A 19174-nucleotide genomic window follows, 5' to 3' on the forward strand; every position below is an offset into this window, starting at 1 on the left:
GAGGTCAACGATGACCCGCCACCTATGGGTCCTGGTAGGACTGCTACTCGCGTTGGTCGCCGCGCCGGCCGTGCCGGCCGTCGCCGCGCCCGTGCTCTATCCGAACGGGGTCGGCGCCGATCTCGGGCCGACCCCGCTGACGCTCGGCGTCACCGCCACCGCCGGCGACAACGCCGCCGGCCTGCGCACCGGCAGTGTCGACGGCCACAGTTATTGGCAGACGGACATTTCCGCCGGCGCCTCGTACCTGAACTTCGCGGTGGATCCCGACTACTCCGTCACTGGGCCGGTCGTCGCGCTGGTGACGTACTACGACAGCGGCGTCGGCGCCCTGACCCTCAACGGCAGTTCGGTCGCCGTTCTGGCCGGCACCAACACGTGGAAGCACGCCGCGACCACCCTGCCGGCGTTGACCTCCGTTCGGCTGAGCGGATCCGTGGACATCACCGTGGCGCAGCTCCGGATCACCGCCTCCGGTCCGAGCGCCACGCTCGGGCCGGATGCGTCGAACACCGGTGTCACGCCCAATCCCGGCGACAACCCGTCCGGGCTGATCACCGGCACCGCTGCCGGGCGCGGCTACTGGCAGACCAACGCCGCCTCGCCCGCGCCGTCCACCAACTTCTTCTACATGAACGTCGCCGACTCGTACGCCTACGACACCAGGAACATCGTGCTGGTCAGCGTCGACTACCTGGACGCCGGCAACGGCACCCTGGACCTCCAGTACGACTCCCCCGGCCAGGACCTGCCCGACAAGTTCAGGCCGTCGGAGATCGTGCGCTACGGCGACACCGGCACGTGGCAGACGCACGACTTCGTGTTGGACGACTCGATCCTCACCAACCGCACCAACGGTTCCGACTTCCGCGTCGCCCACGACGGGTCCGATGTGGAGGTCAAGGTCGCCGCCGTGCGGGTGACGGTGGTTCCGTCCACTCTGGACGTCAAGGCCGGGCTGCGCAGCTTGGTGGCCCAGGCCGGTTTGACCGTGTACGCGGCCCGCGAGGGCACCCGGGACGGCCAGTACCCGGCCGGCTCGAAGGCCGCCTTCGGCACGCAGATCGCCAAGGCGCAGGCGGTGATCGACTCCCCGGACGCCACTCCCGCTCAGGTCAAGGCGGCCTTGCAGGCGCTGTACGACAGCTACCAGGCGTTCAAGGCGTCGGCCGTGAACCTCAATGTGGCCGCCGGCCGGTCGCTTTCGAGCGGCCCGGGGTGGACCCAGGTCGATCTCGGTCAGGCTCAGCCGGTGGACGATGTCTTCGTGCAGTGGGGTGTGGCCTTCTCCCACGACTACAAAGTACAGACCTCTGTGGACGGTTCGACGTTCACCACGGTCGGCGAATCCGGCGCCACCGAGGCCAATCGCTCGTCCCGCACCGACTTCCCGGTTGTGCAGGCTCGCTACGTCCGGCTGGCCTATGACGGTTCGGCCGATGTCGCCGACCTCCAGGTCCGCGACCAGCGTGTGGTCACGCCCAAGCCGCAGCTGATCAGGACCAAGTACCCGACCGCCGATCCGGTGATCGCCGACTTCGTCGTCGCCGGCGCGGATCCCAGTGGTGTCAAGGATTCCACCAACGCCATCCAGGCCGCGCTGTACGACTGCTACGACGCCGGCGGCGGTACCGTGTGGCTGCCTGAGGGCACATACCGGGTCACCGACACGGTCGAGGTGCCGGCGTTCTGCTCGCTGCGCGGCGACCGGCGCGATCCCGATCACGGCGGCGGCAGCTACGGCACCGTGATCAGCGCCGACCTTCCCGCCGGGGACAACGGCCCCGTGCTGTTCCGCATCGGCGGCAGCGCCGGCGTGCTCGGCCTGACCACCTACTACCCGCACCAGAACGCCGCTGCGCCCGTGCCGTACAGCTACACGTTCGAGATCACCGGCAGCGCGTGGGCCAGCGACGAGAACTACATGATGGGCACGGTTTCCGACGTCACCATGCTCAACTCGTACCGGGGCATCGGCATCAGCACCATGCGCGACGAGCGTGGGCGGCCGCCGGCGGTCGGGCAGACCCACGAGTCCGCGACCGTGCGCAACGTCAAGGGCACCGCGCTGCTGTCCGGCGTCGAGGCCTACAACGGGGCCGACGTCGGGACCTGGGAGAACGTCACCTTCTCCAACTCCTACTGGGCTTCCGCCCCGCACCAGTTCAACCCGCCGCATCGCTCCACTGTGGACGCCTGGACCCGGGCCCATGGCACCGGCTTCGTGCTCGGCGACCTGGAGTGGGACCAGTTCAACGACATCGCCGCGTCCGACTACCACGTGGGCATCCACGTCGTTCCCGGCCAACGGGTCGACTTCGCCGGTGCCTTCCAGGGCGTGACGATCAAGCACACCGACACCGCCCTGCTTGTCGACCAGTTCGACTCCCGTTGGGGTCTCATGATGGGTCGCGGCAGCCTGGACGGGGCGATCACCAACAACTCCGCCGGCTTCGTCAAGCTCACCGACGTCAAGGTCAGCGGCGCGGTGACCGGCACCGTCTACCGGCTGTCGGGCCGGGCTCCGGCTTATAGCGCGGACCAGCCCACTCCGCGCCCGTCTCGTAACGCCCTGTACGTTACCGATGCTCCCCGAGGCGTCGGATACATCCCCGCCGCCGACGCCACCGCCGGCATTCAGCACACCCTCGACCGTGCCGGCCGTGACGGCGGCGGTGTGGTCTACCTGCCCGCCGGGTGGTACCGGGTGACCGGGCTCCTGTCGGTTCCCGCCGGCGTCGAGCTTCGTGGCGCTTCTTCCGTGCCCAACCGTGACGAGGACGGCCGCAGCGGCGGCACCGTGCTCATGTCCTACTCCGGCCGGGCCACCGCCACCCCCGACACCGATCCCGCCTTGATCACGCTCAACGGCAGGAACTCCGGAGTTCGCGGCCTCCGCGTCTTCTACCCCGGCCAGAACCCCGCCGCCCCCGACGGTCTCGTCGCCTACCCCTATGCCGTGCGTGGCAACGGCTCCGGCACGTACGTCGTCAACGTCGGCATGTCCAATGCCTACAACGGCATCGACATGGCGACCTTCCGCAACGACCGCTTCTTCGTCGGCAAGCTCGCCGGCACCTTCGTCCGCCACGGCATCACCGTCGGCGCCTCCGAGGACGGCGTGATCAACGGCGTGCTCACCAACGGCAACACCTTCGTCCGCCTCGGCTTCTACCTCCCGAACTGGGCCTCCGGCGCCAACCTCTTCCCCCAGGTCATCGACGGCTTCACCCGCAAGTCCTCCGACCTGGTCACCGTCACCGGGGCCCGCAACCTCACCGTCGTCGACGCCTTCGGCTACGGCCTCCATAACGGCCTGGTCGTTACTTCCGGCGACGTGCACGTCTTCAACCTCGGCACCGACAACCTCGGTGCCGACGGCTACACCGTGCGGGCCTCGGCCGGCTCCACCACCGTGCTCAACCTCTTGCGCTACAACGGCACCACCAGCACCGGCCCCGTCCGCCTGGTCGATGTCATGGCCATCAACATGGTTCAGTCCGCTCTGTCCATTAGTGCCTCCCCCGGCGGCACCGCCCGCCTGGCCGGCACCGAAACCGAGCCCGGCAAATACGAGACCGGCAGCTCCGTCACCGCCACCGCGCGTCCCTCCCCCGGCTACCACTTCGTCTCGTGGACCGTCGCCGGCGCCGTCGTCTCCACCTCCCCCGCCTACACCTTCACCGTCACAGCCGACACCGCCCTGACCGCCACCTTCTCCCGCTGATCCGACTCACCCGTTTCCGACACCGGCCGAGAGTGGGCGGGCCATGCTGTGAAGGCCCGCCCACTCTCACCGCACACCTGGCAATCCCGGGCGAGGACCAGGTCGTACCCACACCGCGCTGACCACTGTCGGCGCAGGTCACCGCGTTCGACGTGCTCACGCGCTGTAACGGAAGCGGGTCGTGCGGCGAAGCACCTCCCGTGGTTGTGGTCGGGAGGGACAAGCTATGACGCATCGGTTCAATCCGCCGCCGAGCTGGCCGCCGGCGCCCGAGGGGTGGGTGCCGCCCCACGGCTGGCAGCCGCCGGCCGACTGGCCGAAGCCCCCCGAGAACTGGCAACTGTGGGTGCCCGTCACCGCCCCGGCACCAGTCCCCATGCCTGCACCCGTCCCCACCTTTGCACCGGCCCCCGCACCGCAGCTGATCCCCGCCCCAACGCCGGCCCATGCAGCGGCACCGCCCCTCGCCGCGCCGGTCCATGCCGCAGCACCGATCCCCGCCGCCGCTCCGCCCGTGCATGGCGACGACAAGCGGGTGGGACTGTTCGGGGCCCGCAAGCGGCTCCAGCAGGTGGAAGCCGAGCTGCGGCGGGTCAAGGATCAGCTCCAAGACCAGGGCGGCCAGCTGGCCGAGGCATCGGCCCGATACGACGAGCTGCGCGGCAAGGACGCGATCGCCGTGGAGAACGACATCGCGGACGCCCGGCGGCTGCTGGCGCAGATCGTGTCCGACGCGGAGGCGCAGGACGCGGTGAATGCGCAGCAGCAGGCCGACGCGACGAAGGCGTTGACCGACGTGCGGCAGCGGATCGGGTCGGCGCAGACGGAGCTGCAAGGGATTCGGGCGCAGATCGTCGAGACGCAGGAACTCGCCCTGCTCCAGGAGGCCGGGATCTACGAGTACCGGCACCGCCTGGCGGACTCCGTCGCCTACAAGGGCGCGCTGGAGCGACTCAAGGACGCCATCAAGGTGTCGGCCAAGAACAACCACGCGATCACGGCGACAACGAACTGGACGGTCAACAACTCGGCCGTCGAAGGCCAGCGCATGGTCCGCGACTTCTCGAAGCTGATGCTGCGCGCGTACAACACCGAGGCCGACAACTGCGTCCGATCGATGCGCCCGCACCGACTCGAGTCGTCGAAGGACCGGCTGACCAAGGCCCGGGACATCATCTCGCGACTCGGCAAGACCATGCACATCAACATCTCCGCCAGCTACCACCGGCTCCGGCTGGAGGAGCTGGAGCTCACCGCGGACTACCTGGCCAAGGTCGAGCAGGAGAAGGAACGCGTCCGCGCGGAGCGCGAGCGTCAGCGGGACGAGGCGCAGGCCCAGCGCGAGTTCGAGAAGGCGAAGGCCCGGCTGGCCAAGGAGCAGTCGCACTGGCGGACCGCCATGATGAAGTGGGCCGACGCGGGCGACGCGGCCAAGATCGCCGAGGCGGAGGCCAAGCTGGCCGAGATCGACGACTCGATCAAGGCAGTGGAGGAGCGGGAGGCCAATATCCGCACGGGATGGGTCTACGTGATCTCCAACGTCGGCTCGTTCGGGCCCGACGTGGTGAAGATCGGGCTGACCAGGCGCCTCGACCCCACCGAACGGGTGCGTGAACTCGGTGACGCGTCGGTTCCGTTCAAGTTCGACGTGCACGCCCTCATCTTCGACGCCGACGCGGTGAGCCTGGAAACCCGCCTGCACCAACACCTTGCCGGCCAACGCGTCAACCGCGTGAACCTCCGGCGCGAGTTCTTCCACGTCACGCCGGCCGAGGTGTTGGACGTTCTTCGCGCCATGGGTCTTCAGGACAACCTCGTCGACTACGTCGAGGAGGCCGAGGCTGAGGAATGGCGTTCGAGCCAACGCATTTCCGAGACCGAGCGCGACTCCGCCGCCGTCGCGTAGCCGCTGCGCCATCGGGCAGGTCGGGCCGATTCCGGTGGCGTGACGGGAACACGGCGTGTCACAGTGCGGCGTGTTGTCCTATTGAGCGCAAGCGGCTCGCACACGGGGAGAACACGACGTTCAAGGTCACCACCGGGGGCGTCAACGGGTCATCGCGGCGAAGCGCGGCTGGCCCTCCTGGCCGATGTCGGGGACGCGGAGGATGCTCACCGCGCCGGCGGCGGCGAACACGGCGAGGCCGGCGAACAGGATGGTGAAGCCGCCGGCCGCGAGCAGGGCCGGCGCGGCGAACGGCACGACGGCGACCGGCAGGATGCTGGCGATGTTGAGCACGGCGAAGTCCTTGCCGGCCGATTCCGGGTCGGGCAGCATGCGTAGGCACAGCGCGAAATCGGTGGCCAGGAAGGCGCCGTAGCCGAGCGACATGACGGCGGCCCCGACGAACACGGCGGGGATGCCGGGCGCGAGGGCCACCACGATCAGGCCGGTGGCGAGCACGAGACCACCGACGAGCACGAACGGCTTCTGCCGTCGGATCCGGTCGGACAGCCAGCCGGTCAGCCAAGCGGTGACGGCGACGCAGGCGATGCCGACCAGCGTCAGCAGGAAGATCAGGCCCGGCACCGCGTCAGCCGTGACGGCAAAGCGCTGCGTGAACAGGAAAGCCAGGTAGCTGTTGCACGCCCAGGCGGCGGTGATCATGAAGCGCACGGCCCAGGCCCAGGCGAACGCCGGGTGCCGGCGCGGGTTGACCCAGTACGACCGCAGCACGATCGCCGCGCTCAGCCGGGGTTCGCCGACCAGCGGCCGGTGCTGGGGATCGCGGACGAGCAACAGCGTCATGAGCACACCGCCCGCAGTCAACGCCGCGACCACGGCTCATTGCAGCCACGGGACGGCCGGCACGGCACTGACCAGGGCGAACCCGAGCACCGGCCCGGCCAGGGCAACGAAGGCCACGACCCCCGACGCCGTCCCTCGACGCTCCGGGGCCACCTGGTCGGCGGCCAACGCGGCGTTGGCGGCCTGCTGGACTCCGATCAGGACCATGATGACCGCCCAGCCCAGCACGACCTGCCACACGGCGGTGGTCCAACCCATGACCATCAGCAGCAGGGCCGCACCGAGGCCTCCGACGAGGATCCAGGTGCGGCGGCGGCCGAACCGGGCCGTCGTGCGGTCGCTGATCCGTCCGCCGAGCGGGTTGGCGAGCAGCCCGGCCAGGCCGCCGATGCCGGCCACCAGACTGAATTCGGACGTCGCGTCGGCGCCGGCGATCGCGGTGAGGTGGGTGACCAGCAGCAGGTTCAGCGGCACGGCGGCGCCGAGGTAGGCGGCGGCGTTCGTGCCGACCAGGCCGGCGATGAGGCGCCCCTGGGCGGTTCGCAACCGGTGGGTCGTCATGGTGACACGGCCTTAACGATTTCGAGCACGGCGTCGCGCACTGCGGCGGGATTCTCTTGTGGGACAAGGTGTCCCGTGTCCGGCACGACGACGACCCGCGCGCGCGGCGCGGCGGCCATGAGCTCGGCGGCGACCTGGTTGAACAGCGGGCGCGCGGTCGACATCCCGCGTTCGATCCGCCCGGCCTGCAGGCAGATCGTGGGCACGTCCGGGGTCCCGGCGGCCTGGAGCCGCCGCATCGTCGGCAGCGCCGTCATGATCTGCGCCGCCTCCTGGCGTCCCACCCGCATCGCCCGAGCGCAGGCATAGTCCCGCGTCAGAATGTCCATATCGGACGGAGCTATGACCGGGGAAACGTTGGGAGCAATGACTTTCATCAGCAGCCTGCCGCTACCGATACGGGCGAGCAGCGCCAACACGGCGAACGCGCGGGAAGCGGTCCTTGCGGCACGGTCGCTCATGATCTCGGCGACGGTCGCGTCGACGAAGACCAGGCCGGCGACCCGCCCCGGGTGGCGTTCGGCGAACAGCCGGATGACGGGCCCACCCCAGCTGTGCCCGACCAGCACGACCGGCCCGGTCTCGCCGAGGCCGTCGAGCAGGCCCGTGAGGTCGTCGGTGATCCGTTCGAGCGTCCGGTCCCGCCGATCCGGATCGCTGCCGCCGTAGCCGGCCCGGTCGTAGGACAAGGTCCGGGTGTGCGCGCCGACCTCGCGCTGGGTGTGCACCCACGACGCGGCCGGCGCGCTCATACCGGCCTCGAACACGACCAGCGGCCCCTCACCCTCGCCGGCCGCGACGGCGCGCAGCCGCCGCCCGTCCGGCAACACGACGAACTTCTCGGTCAGCCCCCGACCGGGGTCCAGACTTGTCATTCGGCGCGGCCTCTCACTGGTTCCAGCAGGGCGGATGGACGTCCGGCCACAGACCCGCGTGTTCGAGCTGCGCGGCCAGGGCCAACAGCAGCCCGTCGCCCCGACGGCGGCCGACGATCTGCACGCCGCACGGGAGGCCCTCAACGTCCACATGCGACGGAAGGGCGACGGCGGGCTGGCCGGTCAGGTTCGCCCACGGGGTATAGGCCGACCAGGCCAGCATCCGGTCGGCGATCGCCGCCACCCCGTCGGCCTGGAAGTGTCCGGGCGGCACCGGCGGCCCGCTCGTCACCGGGGTCAGGGCGACGTCGAACCGGTCGAGAGCCTCCAGGAAAGCGCTGGCGTACCGGGCCAGCACTCCCTGCGCCGCAAAGAGGTCACGCCCGGAAAGCGCTTCCCCTTCGGCGTGCAGCCACCGCGTGTAGGGCAACAGCCGGTCGGGCGGAACCAGCGACGACACCACCGCGTTCACCGACGCCGCGAACAGGGTGCGCAGTGCCAGCCGCACCGGATCGTCGTAACCGGCCGGGATCGTCACCTCCCGCACCTCGTGTCCCAGCTCCCGCGCCAACGTCGCCGTCCGCTCGACCGCGCGGATCGCCTCGGGATGCGGTTCGACGCCGTCCAGGCCCGTCTCCGTCCACATGGCGATACGAAGCGGCTTCGATGGTTGCCTGATCGCGTCGAGGAAAGAGCCGTCCGGCCGCCAGCCGTCCAGGTCGCCGGGCGCGGGCTGCGCCATCACGTCCATCAGCAGCGCCGCGTCCTCAACGGTTCTGGCGATGGGACCCTCGATGGTGGTGTTGGACAACGACGTCACTAATCCTCGACTGGGCTTCACGCCGACGAGATGACAGGTCGCCGCCGGCGTACGGGTCGATCCGGCCCCGTCACCGGCGTGCGCCAGGGGCAGCAGTCCGGCTGCGACGGCAGCGGCAGCACCGCCGCTGGATCCGCTGGCGTAGCGCGTCAGGTCGTACGGCGTGACGGTCGGCCGCCCGGTCACCAGGTTGTCGGTGTAGCAGGTGGCGCCGAACTCCGCGGTGTTGGTCTTGCCGATCAGCACCGCGCCGGCCCGCCGCAACAGCCCCGCGGTCCAGGCGTCGGCCGTCGGGGTGAAGCCCGCCAACGCGGCGCAGCCGAACGTCGTGCGTACCCCGGCCGTCTGGTACAGATCCTTGATGCCCAAGGGAAGTCCGAGCAGCGGTGAACACTCGCCTCGGGCAATGCGCCGGTCGGCGCGAGCGGCCTCGGCGAGGGCGAGCTGCGGCGTGACGGTGGCGAAAGCGCCGAGCGCGCCGTCGAGTCGGTCGATGCGGTCCAGGTAGTGCTCAGTCAGCTCACGGGAACTGACGTCGCCGACGCGCAGGGCATCGAGCTGGGCGGCGGCGGTCAGCTCATGCAGATCACCGCTCACAGCACCACCGCGGTCCCGGTCAGCACCCCGTGGGCCAGGTCGGCGAGGGAGTTCAGGTAGTCCGGCGTCAGCGGCTGCCGGCCCAGCATCCGGCGGTGCATCATCGGGCCCTCGACCAGGTCGCCGATGAGGGAAAGATCGGGCGGCGAACCGATCTCGCCCCGTTCCGTCGCCCGGACGATGGCGTTGCGCAACGGCTCGCCGCGGCCCACGGCCATGGTCCGGAAGGCGAGCTCCGCGTCCGGATCGTGGTGCAGGTCGGCGGTCAACCCCATCAACCCGTCCACCCAGGACGAGGACCAGGATGCGGCCAGGTCGTGCACGACCGCCCTGAGGTCGCCGAGCAGCGTTCCGGTGTCTCTGTCCGAGACCGGCGGCAGGTGCTCGGCCAGCACGTCGACGACCAGCTGCGCCTTGCTCGACCAGCGCCGGTAGACGTCGGTGCGGTGCGCGTCAGCCTCCGCGGCGACCTTGGTCAGCGTCAGGGCGTCGTAGCCCCGGCTCTGCAGGAGCGACCAGGCCGCGGCCAGCAGCCGCCGTTCCAGGTCGGGATCTCGGGGACGCCCAGGCACGTCGCCTCCTAACGCTACAGATTGTAGCGAAATAGGCTAGGTCGTCCCGATCCCGCGCGCAAGCGCCGATCCCGACGGCGGGTCAGGCCCGCGCGGCCAGCCGCTTGGCCCACGCCATCTTGACGAGATAGGCCGGGGTCGGCGGCAGCCAGCCGAGCTGCTTCGCGGTGCCGAGGTCGTCTCGGACGGCCCAGTGCTCGGCGATGAGGCCGTCCCGAACACGGAACCAGTGCGCTTGCGCCATGGCGAACGGCCGGCCGGTCGGCGGGAAAACCGCGTCGATCGCGCCGTCGGGCGTGTGGAACGCGATGGCCGAGACATGCCGGCCGAGCATGGTCGAGTTGACCGTCACCAGGTCGCCGTCCGACATGACGTGGTGGATGTCGTAGCGCAGGTCCGCGAAGGCCGTGCGCAGCCACTGCGCGGTAGCCCAGAAGCCGGCCGGACCCGGCACGCGCGAGGCCCGCGGCTGGACGACGTTCTCCCGGTCGAGCGCGTCCGGGGCGTACATCTCTTCGAACTCCGCCCGCTCCCCCGCGGCCATGGCGTGGATGCTGTGGACCACCAGATCATTGGCGGTGAGGGAGAATCGTGCTCCGTGCATGGCGACCCCTCAATTCGGTACAACCTAATTACACTGAAAGTGTGGATGCGAGGATGACGGAAGTCAAGAGGCGCTACGACGGGTCGCGGCGCCGTGAGCAGGCCCGCCTCCGACGGCTCGCCGTGGTGCTGGCCGCGCGCGATCTCTTCGAACAGGACGGCTTCCGCGCGACGACCCTGGCCGCGATCGCCGCCCGCGCGGACATCTCCGTCGAGGGCATCTACAAGACCTTCGGCAGCAAGGCCGAGCTGGCCAAGGCGGTGTTCGATGTGGTGATCGCGGGCGACGACGAGCCCGTGGCCGTCGCGGAGCGGCCGGACGCCGCCGCCGTGTTCGCCGAGCCCGACCTGCGCACGAAGATCCGCCTGTTCGCCGAAGGCCTCGCCGGTCGGCAGGCGCGCTCGGCGAAGGTGCAGATCCTCATCCGCGACGGCCGGCACGTCGACGCGTCGCTCGAACCGGTGTGGGCCGCGCTGGCCGACGAGGGACTGGCCGGCATGACCGCGCTGGCCCACCACCTGGCCGGCACCGCGCAGCTGCGCGAGGGGCTCGACGTGGACGAGGTGCGCGACGTCCTGTGGAACTACCTCGCGATCGACCACTACGAACGGCTTGTCCTGCAACGGAACTGGACACTCGACGGCTACACGCGATGGCTCGTCGCGGCGATCACCGACGCGATCGCCTGACGGCCCTTCAGTACACGTCGCGCACGTAGCGACGGTCGGTGGCCAGCTGCTTGAGGTAGGCGGTGGCCTTGTCGGCGGTCATGCCGCCGTGGTTGGCGACGATCTCGCGGAGGGTGCGGTCGACGTCCTTGGCCATGCGGGTGGCGTCGCCGCAGACGTAGACGTGGGCGCCGTCGCTGAGCCAACGCCAGAGGTGGGCGCCGTGCTCGCGCATGCGGTCCTGCACATAGACCTTGGCCCGCTGGTCGCGGGAGAAGGCGAGGTCGAGGCGGGAGAGCAGACCGTCGGAGTGGAACCGGGAGAGCTCGTCACGGTAGTAGAAGTCGGTGGCACGGCGCTGCTCGCCGAAGAAGAGCCAGTTGGGGCCGCCGGCGCCGAGGGCGGCGCGCTCCTCCAGGAAGCCGAGGAAAGGGGCGACGCCGGTGCCGGGGCCGATCATGATCATGGGGACGGAGGGGTCGCCGGGCGGGCGAAAGTGGGGCGAACGCTGGATGGAGGCCCGGACGGGCGTGCCGGTGGCACGGTCGGCGAGGAACGTGGAGCAGACACCGCCGTGAGTTCCGTACCGGACAACGGAAACGGTGAGGCGGATGCGGGACGGGCTGACCAGCGGGCTGGACGAGATGGAGTACTGCCGGGGCTGTAGACGCTTGAGCACCTCGGCCCAGGCCTGGGCGTCGGCCCGAACGGGGTAGTCCCGCAACACATCGACGGCCTGCCGGCCCCACGTCCACTTGGCCAGCTCGCCCTTGTTGTCCGGACGGAGCAGGTGCCGCAGCTCGCGGTCGCCGTTGTGCTCGGCGACGAAATGCAGCAGCGAAGGCGTGATCCGCGCGATCTCCAGCTCCTCGGAGAGGGCCTCGCCGAGCGAGAAGTCGGCGCCGTCGAGGGAAATCACGCCGGAGCCGTCGAGACCGGTGATGCCGAGCCACTCATCGACCAAGGCGGGGCTGTTCACCGGCAACACGCTGAGGGCGTCGCCGGTCTCGTACGCGAGGTCGCCGGCGTCAAAGGTGAACTCGCGCACCTCCTTGCCGGCGCCGGGCAGGCTGAGCAGCCGATTGCCGACCAGCTCGACCTCACGGTGCCGGGCCGGGGACGCGTTCAACGCGACGATCACCTGGTCGAGCCAACGCCGAGCGGTCGACTGGTAGTCGGGCTCGCAGTCGGTCCTCGGCACGAGATGCGTGGCGCCCAGATCCCGCAGCCGTTCATCGATCCGCTTGCCGTGGCCGCAGAAGTTGTCGTAGTTGGAGTCGCCGAACGCCAGCACGGCGTACCGGAGCCCAGCCAGCGTGTCCTGTGTGGACAGATGATCCCAGAAGGTGACGCCGTTGTCCGGGGCATCGCCGTCGCCGAAGGTGCTGGTGATCATCAGCACCGGATTGCCGGCCCGCAGGGTGTCGGTGGACGCCTCGGCCATGCTCACCACCACCGGCCGCCAGCCGCTCTCGGCCAGCCGCCGCGCCGCCTCGGCGGCGAACTGCTCGGCGTTGCCGGTCTGCGACGCCCAGAGTACGGCGATCTCCTTGCCCGGTAAGGGTTCCGCCGCCGCACCGCCGCGCGAGAACATGCCGGCCAGCAGGCCGTCGACCCAGGCCGCACGGGTCGGCTCGATCGGGGCGTGCGGCGGTAACACCGGCACACCGACGCCGCCGGCCGTCACCCCGGAGGCGAAGCCGGCCAGGTACTGCCGCTCGGCGGCAGTGAAGTCAGGCATCGGCACGTCGTCGACGCCGAGCATCGCGGCCACCGAAACGGGCTGTTCAACAAGGGCAATCGGTTCGGAGACCGCCACCTTGGCCAGAGACACCGCGCACACCTTGAACTCCGGCTGGAACGAGATGGGGTCGACGGCGTCGTTGGTCACGGCGTTCACGCTGAGGTACTCGCCGAACAAGTCGTTCCAGTGGAACGGCGCGAAGCAGCACCCGGGCCGGACGCGATCGGTGACCACTGCTGGAAGCACGGCACGCCCACGGCGGGAGGCGATCTCGACCTGATCACCGTCCACGACGGACATGGCCAGAGCGTCAACGGGGTGGATCTCCACGAACGGGCCGGGGTTGAGCTTCGTCAGCTTGGCGACCTTGCCGGTCTTGGTGAGGGTGTGCCAGTGGTGCTGCACCCGACCGGTGTTCAGGGTGAACGGAAACTCGTCGTCCGGGAGCTCGGCCGGCGGCATGTGCGGTCGCGCGAAGAACGACGCCTTGCCAGTGGCAGTGGGAAAAACCGGTCCGTCAGAGGCAACGTAACGAACGGGATTGCGGGCGGGGCCGTCGGGGGCGCTGGGCCACTGGACGGGGCCCGAACGCAGCCGGGAGTAGGTGATGCCGCTCAAGTCGTAGCCGGTGAAGGGATTGCTGGCGCGGCGGATCTCCTCGAAGATCTGCTCGGCGTTGTCGTAGTGGAACGGGAAGCCCATCTCGACGGCCACGCGGGCGATGAGCTGCCAGTCGGGCACGGCCTGCCCGGCCGGCGCGACGGCCTGCGGCGCGAGGGTGACGTTCCGCTCGGAGTTGACCATCACGCCTTCGGTCTCCGACCAGATCGCCCCGGGCAGCACGATGTCGGCGTAGCCGTTGGTCTCGGTGTCGGCAAAGGCGTCCTGCGTGATCACCAGCTCGGCGGCCTCAAGGCCCTCGATCACCGTGCGCCGGTTGGCCACGGAGGCGACGGGATTGGTGCAGATGATCCAGCACGCCTTGATGTCCCCGGCGGCCATGCGCTCGAACATCTCGATGGTGCCGCGGCCGACGTCGGTGCGGATGGAGCCGGCCGGCACCTCCCACAGCTCCTCGACGAACGCCCGGTCCTCTGTGGACAGGACGGAACGCTGGCCGGGCAGCCCCGGGCCCATGTAGCCCATCTCCCGGCCGCCCATGGCGTTCGGCTGCCCGGTCAGCGAGAACGGGCCGCTGCCGGGCCGGCAGATCGCGCCGGTGGCCAGGTGCAGGTTGCAGAGGGCGTTGGTGTTCCACGTGCCGTGCGTGCTCTGGTTGAGGCCCATGGTCCAGCAGCTCATCCAGTTGCCGGCGGCGCCGATCCACTTCGCCGCGGTACGGATGTCGTGCTCGGGAATTCCGGTGATGCCGGCAACCACGTCCGGCGGGTAGTCGGCCAGGAACTCCGGCATCCCGTCCCAGCCCTCGGTGTGCGCGGCGATGAAGTCCGAGTCAATAGCTCCATCGGCGTGAACAAGGTGCAGAAAACCGTTGAGCAGCGCGAGATCCGTCCCGGGTGTGATCTGGAGGAACAGGTCGGCCTTGGCCGCCGTCGCCGTGCGCCGGGGGTCGACGACGATCAGCTTGGCCCCGCGCTTGACCCGCTCCATCATCCGCAGGAACAGGATCGGGTGGCAGTCGGCCATGTTGGAGCCGATCACCAGGAACACGTCCGCGTGCTCGAAGTCCTGATAGGACCCGGGCGGGCCGTCCGCGCCGAGGGACAGCTTGTAGCCGCTGCCGGCGCTGGCCATGCACAGCCGGGAGTTGGACTCGATCTGGTTGGTGCGGACGAATCCCTTGGCCAGCTTGGTGATCAGGTACTGCGCCTCCATGGTGAGCTGCCCGGAGACGTAGAAGGACAACGCGTCGGGCCCCTGCTCGTCCAGGATGGCGCGCAGCCGGGTGGCGGCGAGGGTGATCGCCCGGTCCACATCGGTCGGTTCGGCCGGGGCTTCCCGGTCCGTGCGGACCAGGGCCGTGGTGAGGCGGCCGGGCGCGGCGAGCATCTCGTGGCTGGTCGCGCCCTTGGTGCACAGCCGCCCGAAGTTGGCCGGGTGCTCCTTGTCGCCGGTGACCGACACCACACTGCCGTCGCGGACCGTGAGCACGATGCCACAGCCGACGCCGCAGTACGAGCACACGGTCCTGACCGTCGAATCGGGCACGGGCGCAAACACTAGGAACGGGCTGTTGCGCGGCGATTGCACCGCCCGCTGCGGCCGTTACATCTACTGCACAATCGTGTTTCGGCCGCCGTGAGCAGCGTTTTACGCCTTCTTGGCCTTGGTCAGCTCCTCCTGCGCCCACACGGCCCACTCCCGCTGCATCTCGGTGAACCGTAGCCCCCACTCCAGCGCGATCCGCCCGTAGACGGCGAGGTCGGCGGTCTCGGGGGCGATGGCCTCCTCGGTGGCCCGCAGGCCGGTTTCGTACTCGACGGCGGCCTCCTCGCGCTTGCGCAGGAAGTCGAGGCCCTGGTCGTAGTCGATCACGCCGAGGAAGAACACCCGCAGCAGCAGGTCGCTGCGCCGGATGACCGACGGCTCGACGTCGGTCATCCAGTGCCGGAGCTCGGCCAGCCCGGCCTCGGTGAGCGCGTACTCCTTGCGCCGGCGGGCGCCCTCCTCGGTCACGGTCACCAGGCCGGCGTCGGCCAGCTTGCCCAGCTCGCCGTACAGCTGGCTCTGCGTCGCCGGCCACACGTTGGCCAGCGAGCCGTGGAAGGTCTGCAGCAGGTCGTACCCGCTGGCGGGACCCATGGTGAGCAGCCCGAGGGCGGCGTGGCGCAGGCTCATGCCGCCATCATACTCCAGGGTTGACATGTTGCAGGAGTATGTTCCACACTCAACATGTCAACACTGACATACAGGCAGGATGCGAGACATGACGACGGGACTGCCGCACGAGTCGGTGCGGGCGGCGTGGACGGCGCTGCGGACGGCAACGCCGATGCTGCACCTCGACACGGCGGCGTGCGGGCGGACCAGCGTCGCCACCCGGGCCGCGATCACCGAGCACCTGGAGCTGGAGGCGCAGCTCGGCGGTTACGTCGCCGAGGCCGAGGCGGAGGCGACGACCATCACCGCCCGGCGACTGCTCGGCGAGTTGCTCGGCTTCGACACGGACGAGGTGGCGCTGCTGGACAGCTCCTCCGCGGCCGGGGCGCAGCTGCTGGCGGCGTGGCCGTGCCAAGCCGGCGACGAGGTCTGGATCGCGCCGAGCGAGTGGGGCGCCAACCTGGCGGCGTTCGCCGACCGCGGCCTCGACATGAAGATCCTGGACGTGGACGACCGCGGCCACATCGACCTCGATGCCCTGCACCGAAGGCTGCGCACCGAGCGGCCGAACATGGTGCACCTGACCGGCTTCACCGCGCACCGGGCGCTGGCGCAGCCGTCGGCGGAGATCATCGCGCTCTGCGACGCCGCCGAGGTGCCGGTGGTGATCGACACCGCGCAAGCGTTGGCGCACATCGAAATCCCGGCCGGCGCGGCCGCCGTCTACGGCACCGGCCGCAAGTACCTGTGCGGACCGCGCGGCGTCGGCTACGTGGCCGTCCGCGAGCCGTGGCAGCAGCGGCTCATCCCCCGCGCCCCGGCGCTCAACCTGGGCGGACGGCCGGTGCGCAACCTGGAGAGCCGCGAGGCCTACGTCGCCGGCCGAGTCGGGCTGGCCACCGCGCTCCGCCAGTACGTCGACGTCGGCCCGGCGTTGATCCGCGAACGCCTGGCCGCGATCGGCCGCACCCTGCGGGCCGGGCTGGCTGACCTGCCCGGCTGGTCCCTCGTCGACGACGTGGACGCCCCCGGCTCGATCGTGGCCCTGCTGCCGGACGAGGAGATCGACCTGCCGCGGCTGCGGGCCGACCTGGTCGCCCGCAAGATGGTCACCACTGTGTCGGCGGTCGTGCGAGCGCCGATGGACCTCGTGCGGCCGACGCTGCGGCTCAGCCCGCACGTCGACTTCGAGACGGCGTGGATCCCGCAGATCCGGGAGCTGCTGACCGCCCGATACAGTTGAGCGCATGCCCACCGCCGAGGAAATGCTCAGCGTGGCGGCGGTGCGCACGCTGGCCGAGATCCTCGGCAAGGCGCCGACGGTCGCCGCCGTCGACCTGGACGGCGCGGCCTTCAGCGAGCGGGGCCGGCTGGTGCGGGACGCGCTGCTCGCGGACCTGCCGGCCAAGTACCCCTCGTTCGAACGGGCGATCCGCAAGGCGATGAAGGACCCGCGGTTCACGGGCTGGATGATCTGGCCCGTCACCGAGGCGGTGGCGGTCCGGGCCGTGCCGGACGCCTTCGACGCGGGGCTCCAGCTGGTCGCCGACCTGACGTCCCGGCTGACCGGGGAGTTCGCGCTGCGGACCTTCCTCGCGGCCGACCTCGACCGCACGCTGGCGACGGCACTGCGCTGGACCGCCAGCCCCGACGAGCACGTGCGACGGCTGGCCAGCGAGGGCACCCGGCCGCGGCTGCCCTGGGCCAAGCGGGTTCCGGCGATCATCGACGATCCACAGTCGACGGTCCCGATCCTCGACGCGCTGCACCGCGATCCGTCGGAGTACGTGCGGCGGTCGGTGGCCAACCACCTCAACGACATCAGCCGGTCCGACCCGGCGCTGGCCGTCGCGGTCGCAACCCGTTGGCTGACAACGGAGACAACGGCGCTGGTGCGGCACGCGCTGCGAACGCTGGTCAAGGCGGCCGACCCGGGCGCGTTGGCGCTGCTGGGCTTTCCGCCGCCGGCCGCGCTGACCGTCACCGGGCCCGTGCTCGGCCGTGCAAACGTTCGCGTGGGCGAGGAACTCCCGTTCGAATTCACCCTGACGAACGAAGGCGACGAGGACGTGCGGCTGGCCGTGGACTACGTGGTGCACCACCGCAAGGCCAACGGCACGCTCACCCCGAAGGTGTTCAAGCTGACCACCCGCACGCTGGCCGCCGGCGAATCCGTGACAATTTCCCGTCGCCACTCGTTCCGGCCGATCACCACCCGCGTCTACCACGCGGGCGAGCACGCGGTGGAACTTCAGGTCAACGGCCGCACGTTCGGGCGAACCTCGTTCTCGTTGCGACCCCAGGCCTAGACAGAGGGGTGGTGTGACGCCACTGTCCTGTAGATAATCGCCCCAACAGCCACCCCCGGCGTCACCCGGTGGGAGCAACGCCCGTGGGCGATCGGCCGCCGTGCGACGGCCCGACTACGACGGTCAGGTGACCCGAGGTTCGCGGTCCCCGGCCGATGCGTGGCAGAGTAGAGCATTCACGGCGGTCACTGAGGACGGTTCAGATGGGTTCTGGTGCAACCGGGTCGGGCCGCGGCGCCCGCCCGACGGTCACCCGACGCCGGGAGGTCAGCGACGCCAGCGCGCGCTCGCTGCTGACCACGGTGCTCGGAGAGTACGTGCTGCCGCAAGGAGAACCGGTCTGGACACAGACGATCGTCGACGTGCTCGGGCGCTTCGAGATCGAGGAGAAGTCGGCGCGCCAGGCGCTGGCCCGCGTCGCCGCCGAGGGCTGGCTCAGCTCCGAGCGCGTCGGCCGCCGCGTCCGCTGGGCCCTCACCCCGCCCGGCCGCCGCCTGCTGGTGGAGGGCGCCGAGCGCATATACGGCTTCGGCAGCGGAAACCAGCAGTGGGACGGCCGCTGGCTGGTGGTCATGGTGTCGGTGCCCGAGACCAAGCGCGAGCTGCGGCACCGGTTGCGGACCCGGCTGAGCTGGGCCGGTTTCGGCTCGCCCGAGCCCGGTGTCTGGGTCTCGCCGCACGTCGGCGCCGAGGTCGAGGCCAAGTCCATTCTGGAGGACCTGGCCCTGACCAGCGAGGTCATGTCGTTCATCGCCACCTACGGCGCCCTGGGCGACGTGCAGCGCATGGTCGCCGCCGCGTGGGACCTGCAGGAGGTGGCCGAGAAGTACGAGAGCTTCATCGACCAGTTCAGCGGCCTCGACTCGCGCTCCCCGGAGCACGCCCTGCTGGCGCAGACCCGCATGGTCCACGAGTGGCGGCGCTTCCCGTTCCTCGACCCGCAACTGCCCGGCGAGCTGTTGCCGGCCAAGTGGAGCGGCTCGCGGGCCACCCAGTTGTTCAGCGACAACCACGCCGCCTGGCGGGAGCCGGCCCAGCGCGGCTGGCGGCAGCTGATCGCCCAGCAGTCCTGACCCCGCCCTCATGCAGGGAAGGACGCCTTACCTGCATGGCCGCATGCAGGTAAGGCGTCCTTCCCTGCGTTCAACGAGGGTAAGGCGTCCTTCC

14 protein-coding genes are annotated in these 19174 nt (G+C 70.2%); 6 read left to right on the forward strand and 8 right to left on the reverse strand.

From position 1 onward, the window contains the following. The first annotated feature begins 10 nt into the window (after positions 1-10). Together AB0M73_RS43995 and AB0M73_RS44000 are read left to right on the forward strand one after the other, a co-directional pair. Complete coding sequence (locus AB0M73_RS43995) at positions 11-3727, forward strand: glycosyl hydrolase family 28-related protein (RefSeq protein WP_363905026.1); 3717 nt, start codon at positions 11-13, stop codon at positions 3725-3727. A gap of 514 nt (positions 3728-4241) precedes the next feature. Next, complete coding sequence (locus AB0M73_RS44000) at positions 4242-5633, forward strand: DUF4041 domain-containing protein (protein WP_363905029.1); 1392 nt, start codon at positions 4242-4244, stop codon at positions 5631-5633. Between the two features lie 141 nt (positions 5634-5774). On the opposite strand, the gene AB0M73_RS44005 is transcribed toward AB0M73_RS44000, so the two are convergent. The 6 genes from AB0M73_RS44005 to AB0M73_RS44030 all read right to left on the reverse strand — a co-directional run bounded on the left by AB0M73_RS44005 (position 5775) and on the right by AB0M73_RS44030 (position 10505). Beyond that, positions 5775-6476: an MFS transporter gene (locus AB0M73_RS44005; RefSeq protein WP_363905033.1), complete on the reverse strand. Its 702-nt coding sequence runs from the start codon at positions 6474-6476 to the stop codon at positions 5775-5777. A 36-nt stretch (positions 6477-6512) separates the two neighbouring features. Next, a complete protein-coding gene (locus tag AB0M73_RS44010) occupies positions 6513-7037 on the reverse strand; it encodes an MFS transporter (protein ID WP_363905035.1) in 525 nt (174 codons plus the stop codon). Then, a complete protein-coding gene (locus AB0M73_RS44015) occupies positions 7034-7912 on the reverse strand; it encodes an alpha/beta hydrolase (RefSeq protein WP_363905038.1) in 879 nt (292 codons plus the stop codon). Before AB0M73_RS44015 ends, AB0M73_RS44010 begins: the two co-directional genes overlap by 4 nt. Before the next feature lie 13 nt (positions 7913-7925). After that, a complete protein-coding gene (locus tag AB0M73_RS44020) occupies positions 7926-9329 on the reverse strand; it encodes an amidase (protein ID WP_363905041.1) in 1404 nt (467 codons plus the stop codon). Continuing rightward, the gene (locus AB0M73_RS44025; protein ID WP_363905044.1) at positions 9326-9901 is read right to left on the reverse strand and encodes a TetR/AcrR family transcriptional regulator; all 576 of its coding nucleotides are present in this window, start codon (positions 9899-9901) and stop codon (positions 9326-9328) included. Before AB0M73_RS44025 ends, AB0M73_RS44020 begins: the two co-directional genes overlap by 4 nt. An 82-nt stretch (positions 9902-9983) precedes the next feature. Beyond that, positions 9984-10505, reverse strand: a complete 522-nt coding sequence (locus AB0M73_RS44030) for an ester cyclase (protein ID WP_363905047.1) — start codon at positions 10503-10505, stop codon at positions 9984-9986. Positions 10506-10558: 53 nt separating this feature from the next. Here AB0M73_RS44030 and AB0M73_RS44035 point away from each other — a divergent pair, with 53 nt between their 5' ends. Beyond that, positions 10559-11194: a helix-turn-helix domain-containing protein gene (locus tag AB0M73_RS44035; protein WP_363905050.1), complete on the forward strand. Its 636-nt coding sequence runs from the start codon at positions 10559-10561 to the stop codon at positions 11192-11194. 7 nt (positions 11195-11201) lie between these two features. On the opposite strand, the gene AB0M73_RS44040 is transcribed toward AB0M73_RS44035, so the two are convergent. Then, complete coding sequence (locus AB0M73_RS44040) at positions 11202-15086, reverse strand: bifunctional nitrate reductase/sulfite reductase flavoprotein subunit alpha (protein ID WP_363905052.1); 3885 nt, start codon at positions 15084-15086, stop codon at positions 11202-11204. Positions 15087-15188: 102 nt separating this feature from the next. Beyond that, a complete protein-coding gene (locus tag AB0M73_RS44045; RefSeq protein ID WP_363905054.1) occupies positions 15189-15716 on the reverse strand; it encodes a PadR family transcriptional regulator in 528 nt (175 codons plus the stop codon). A gap of 88 nt (positions 15717-15804) precedes the next feature. Between AB0M73_RS44045 and AB0M73_RS44050 the strand changes: the two genes are divergently transcribed. The 3 genes from AB0M73_RS44050 to AB0M73_RS44060 all read left to right on the forward strand — a co-directional run bounded on the left by AB0M73_RS44050 (position 15805) and on the right by AB0M73_RS44060 (position 19080). After that, complete coding sequence (locus tag AB0M73_RS44050) at positions 15805-16941, forward strand: aminotransferase class V-fold PLP-dependent enzyme (protein WP_363905057.1); 1137 nt, start codon at positions 15805-15807, stop codon at positions 16939-16941. Between the two features lie 4 nt (positions 16942-16945). After that, positions 16946-18007, forward strand: a complete 1062-nt coding sequence (locus tag AB0M73_RS44055; RefSeq protein ID WP_363905060.1) for a DNA alkylation repair protein — start codon at positions 16946-16948, stop codon at positions 18005-18007. 203 nt (positions 18008-18210) lie between these two features. After that, positions 18211-19080 carry a PaaX family transcriptional regulator C-terminal domain-containing protein gene (locus AB0M73_RS44060; RefSeq protein ID WP_363905062.1) on the forward strand — a complete coding sequence of 290 codons (870 nt, stop codon included), beginning with the start codon at positions 18211-18213 and terminating at the stop codon, positions 19078-19080. The last annotated feature ends 94 nt before the right edge of the window (positions 19081-19174 follow it).

It is taken from the genome of Kutzneria sp. NPDC051319 (assembly GCF_040682195.1).
GTDB lineage: Bacteria > Actinomycetota > Actinomycetes > Mycobacteriales > Pseudonocardiaceae > Kutzneria.

Bases quoted from the DNA above. Each gene is read 5' to 3' on its own strand.
- AB0M73_RS44045 (WP_363905054.1), bottom strand. From the start codon at position 15,716: ATGAGCCTGCGCCACGCCGCCCTCGGGCTGCTCACCATGGGTCCCGCC.
- AB0M73_RS43995 (WP_363905026.1), top strand. From the start codon at position 11: ATGACCCGCCACCTATGGGTCCTGGTAGGACTGCTACTCGCGTTGGTC.
- AB0M73_RS44015 (WP_363905038.1), bottom strand. From the start codon at position 7,912: ATGACAAGTCTGGACCCCGGTCGGGGGCTGACCGAGAAGTTCGTCGTG.
- AB0M73_RS44005 (WP_363905033.1), bottom strand. From the start codon at position 6,476: ATGACGCTGTTGCTCGTCCGCGATCCCCAGCACCGGCCGCTGGTCGGC.
- AB0M73_RS44060 (WP_363905062.1), top strand. From the start codon at position 18,211: ATGGGTTCTGGTGCAACCGGGTCGGGCCGCGGCGCCCGCCCGACGGTC.
- AB0M73_RS44030 (WP_363905047.1), bottom strand. From the start codon at position 10,505: ATGCACGGAGCACGATTCTCCCTCACCGCCAATGATCTGGTGGTCCAC.
- AB0M73_RS44035 (WP_363905050.1), top strand. From the start codon at position 10,559: ATGACGGAAGTCAAGAGGCGCTACGACGGGTCGCGGCGCCGTGAGCAG.
- AB0M73_RS44010 (WP_363905035.1), bottom strand. From the start codon at position 7,037: ATGACGACCCACCGGTTGCGAACCGCCCAGGGGCGCCTCATCGCCGGC.
- AB0M73_RS44050 (WP_363905057.1), top strand. From the start codon at position 15,805: ATGACGACGGGACTGCCGCACGAGTCGGTGCGGGCGGCGTGGACGGCG.
- AB0M73_RS44055 (WP_363905060.1), top strand. From the start codon at position 16,946: ATGCCCACCGCCGAGGAAATGCTCAGCGTGGCGGCGGTGCGCACGCTG.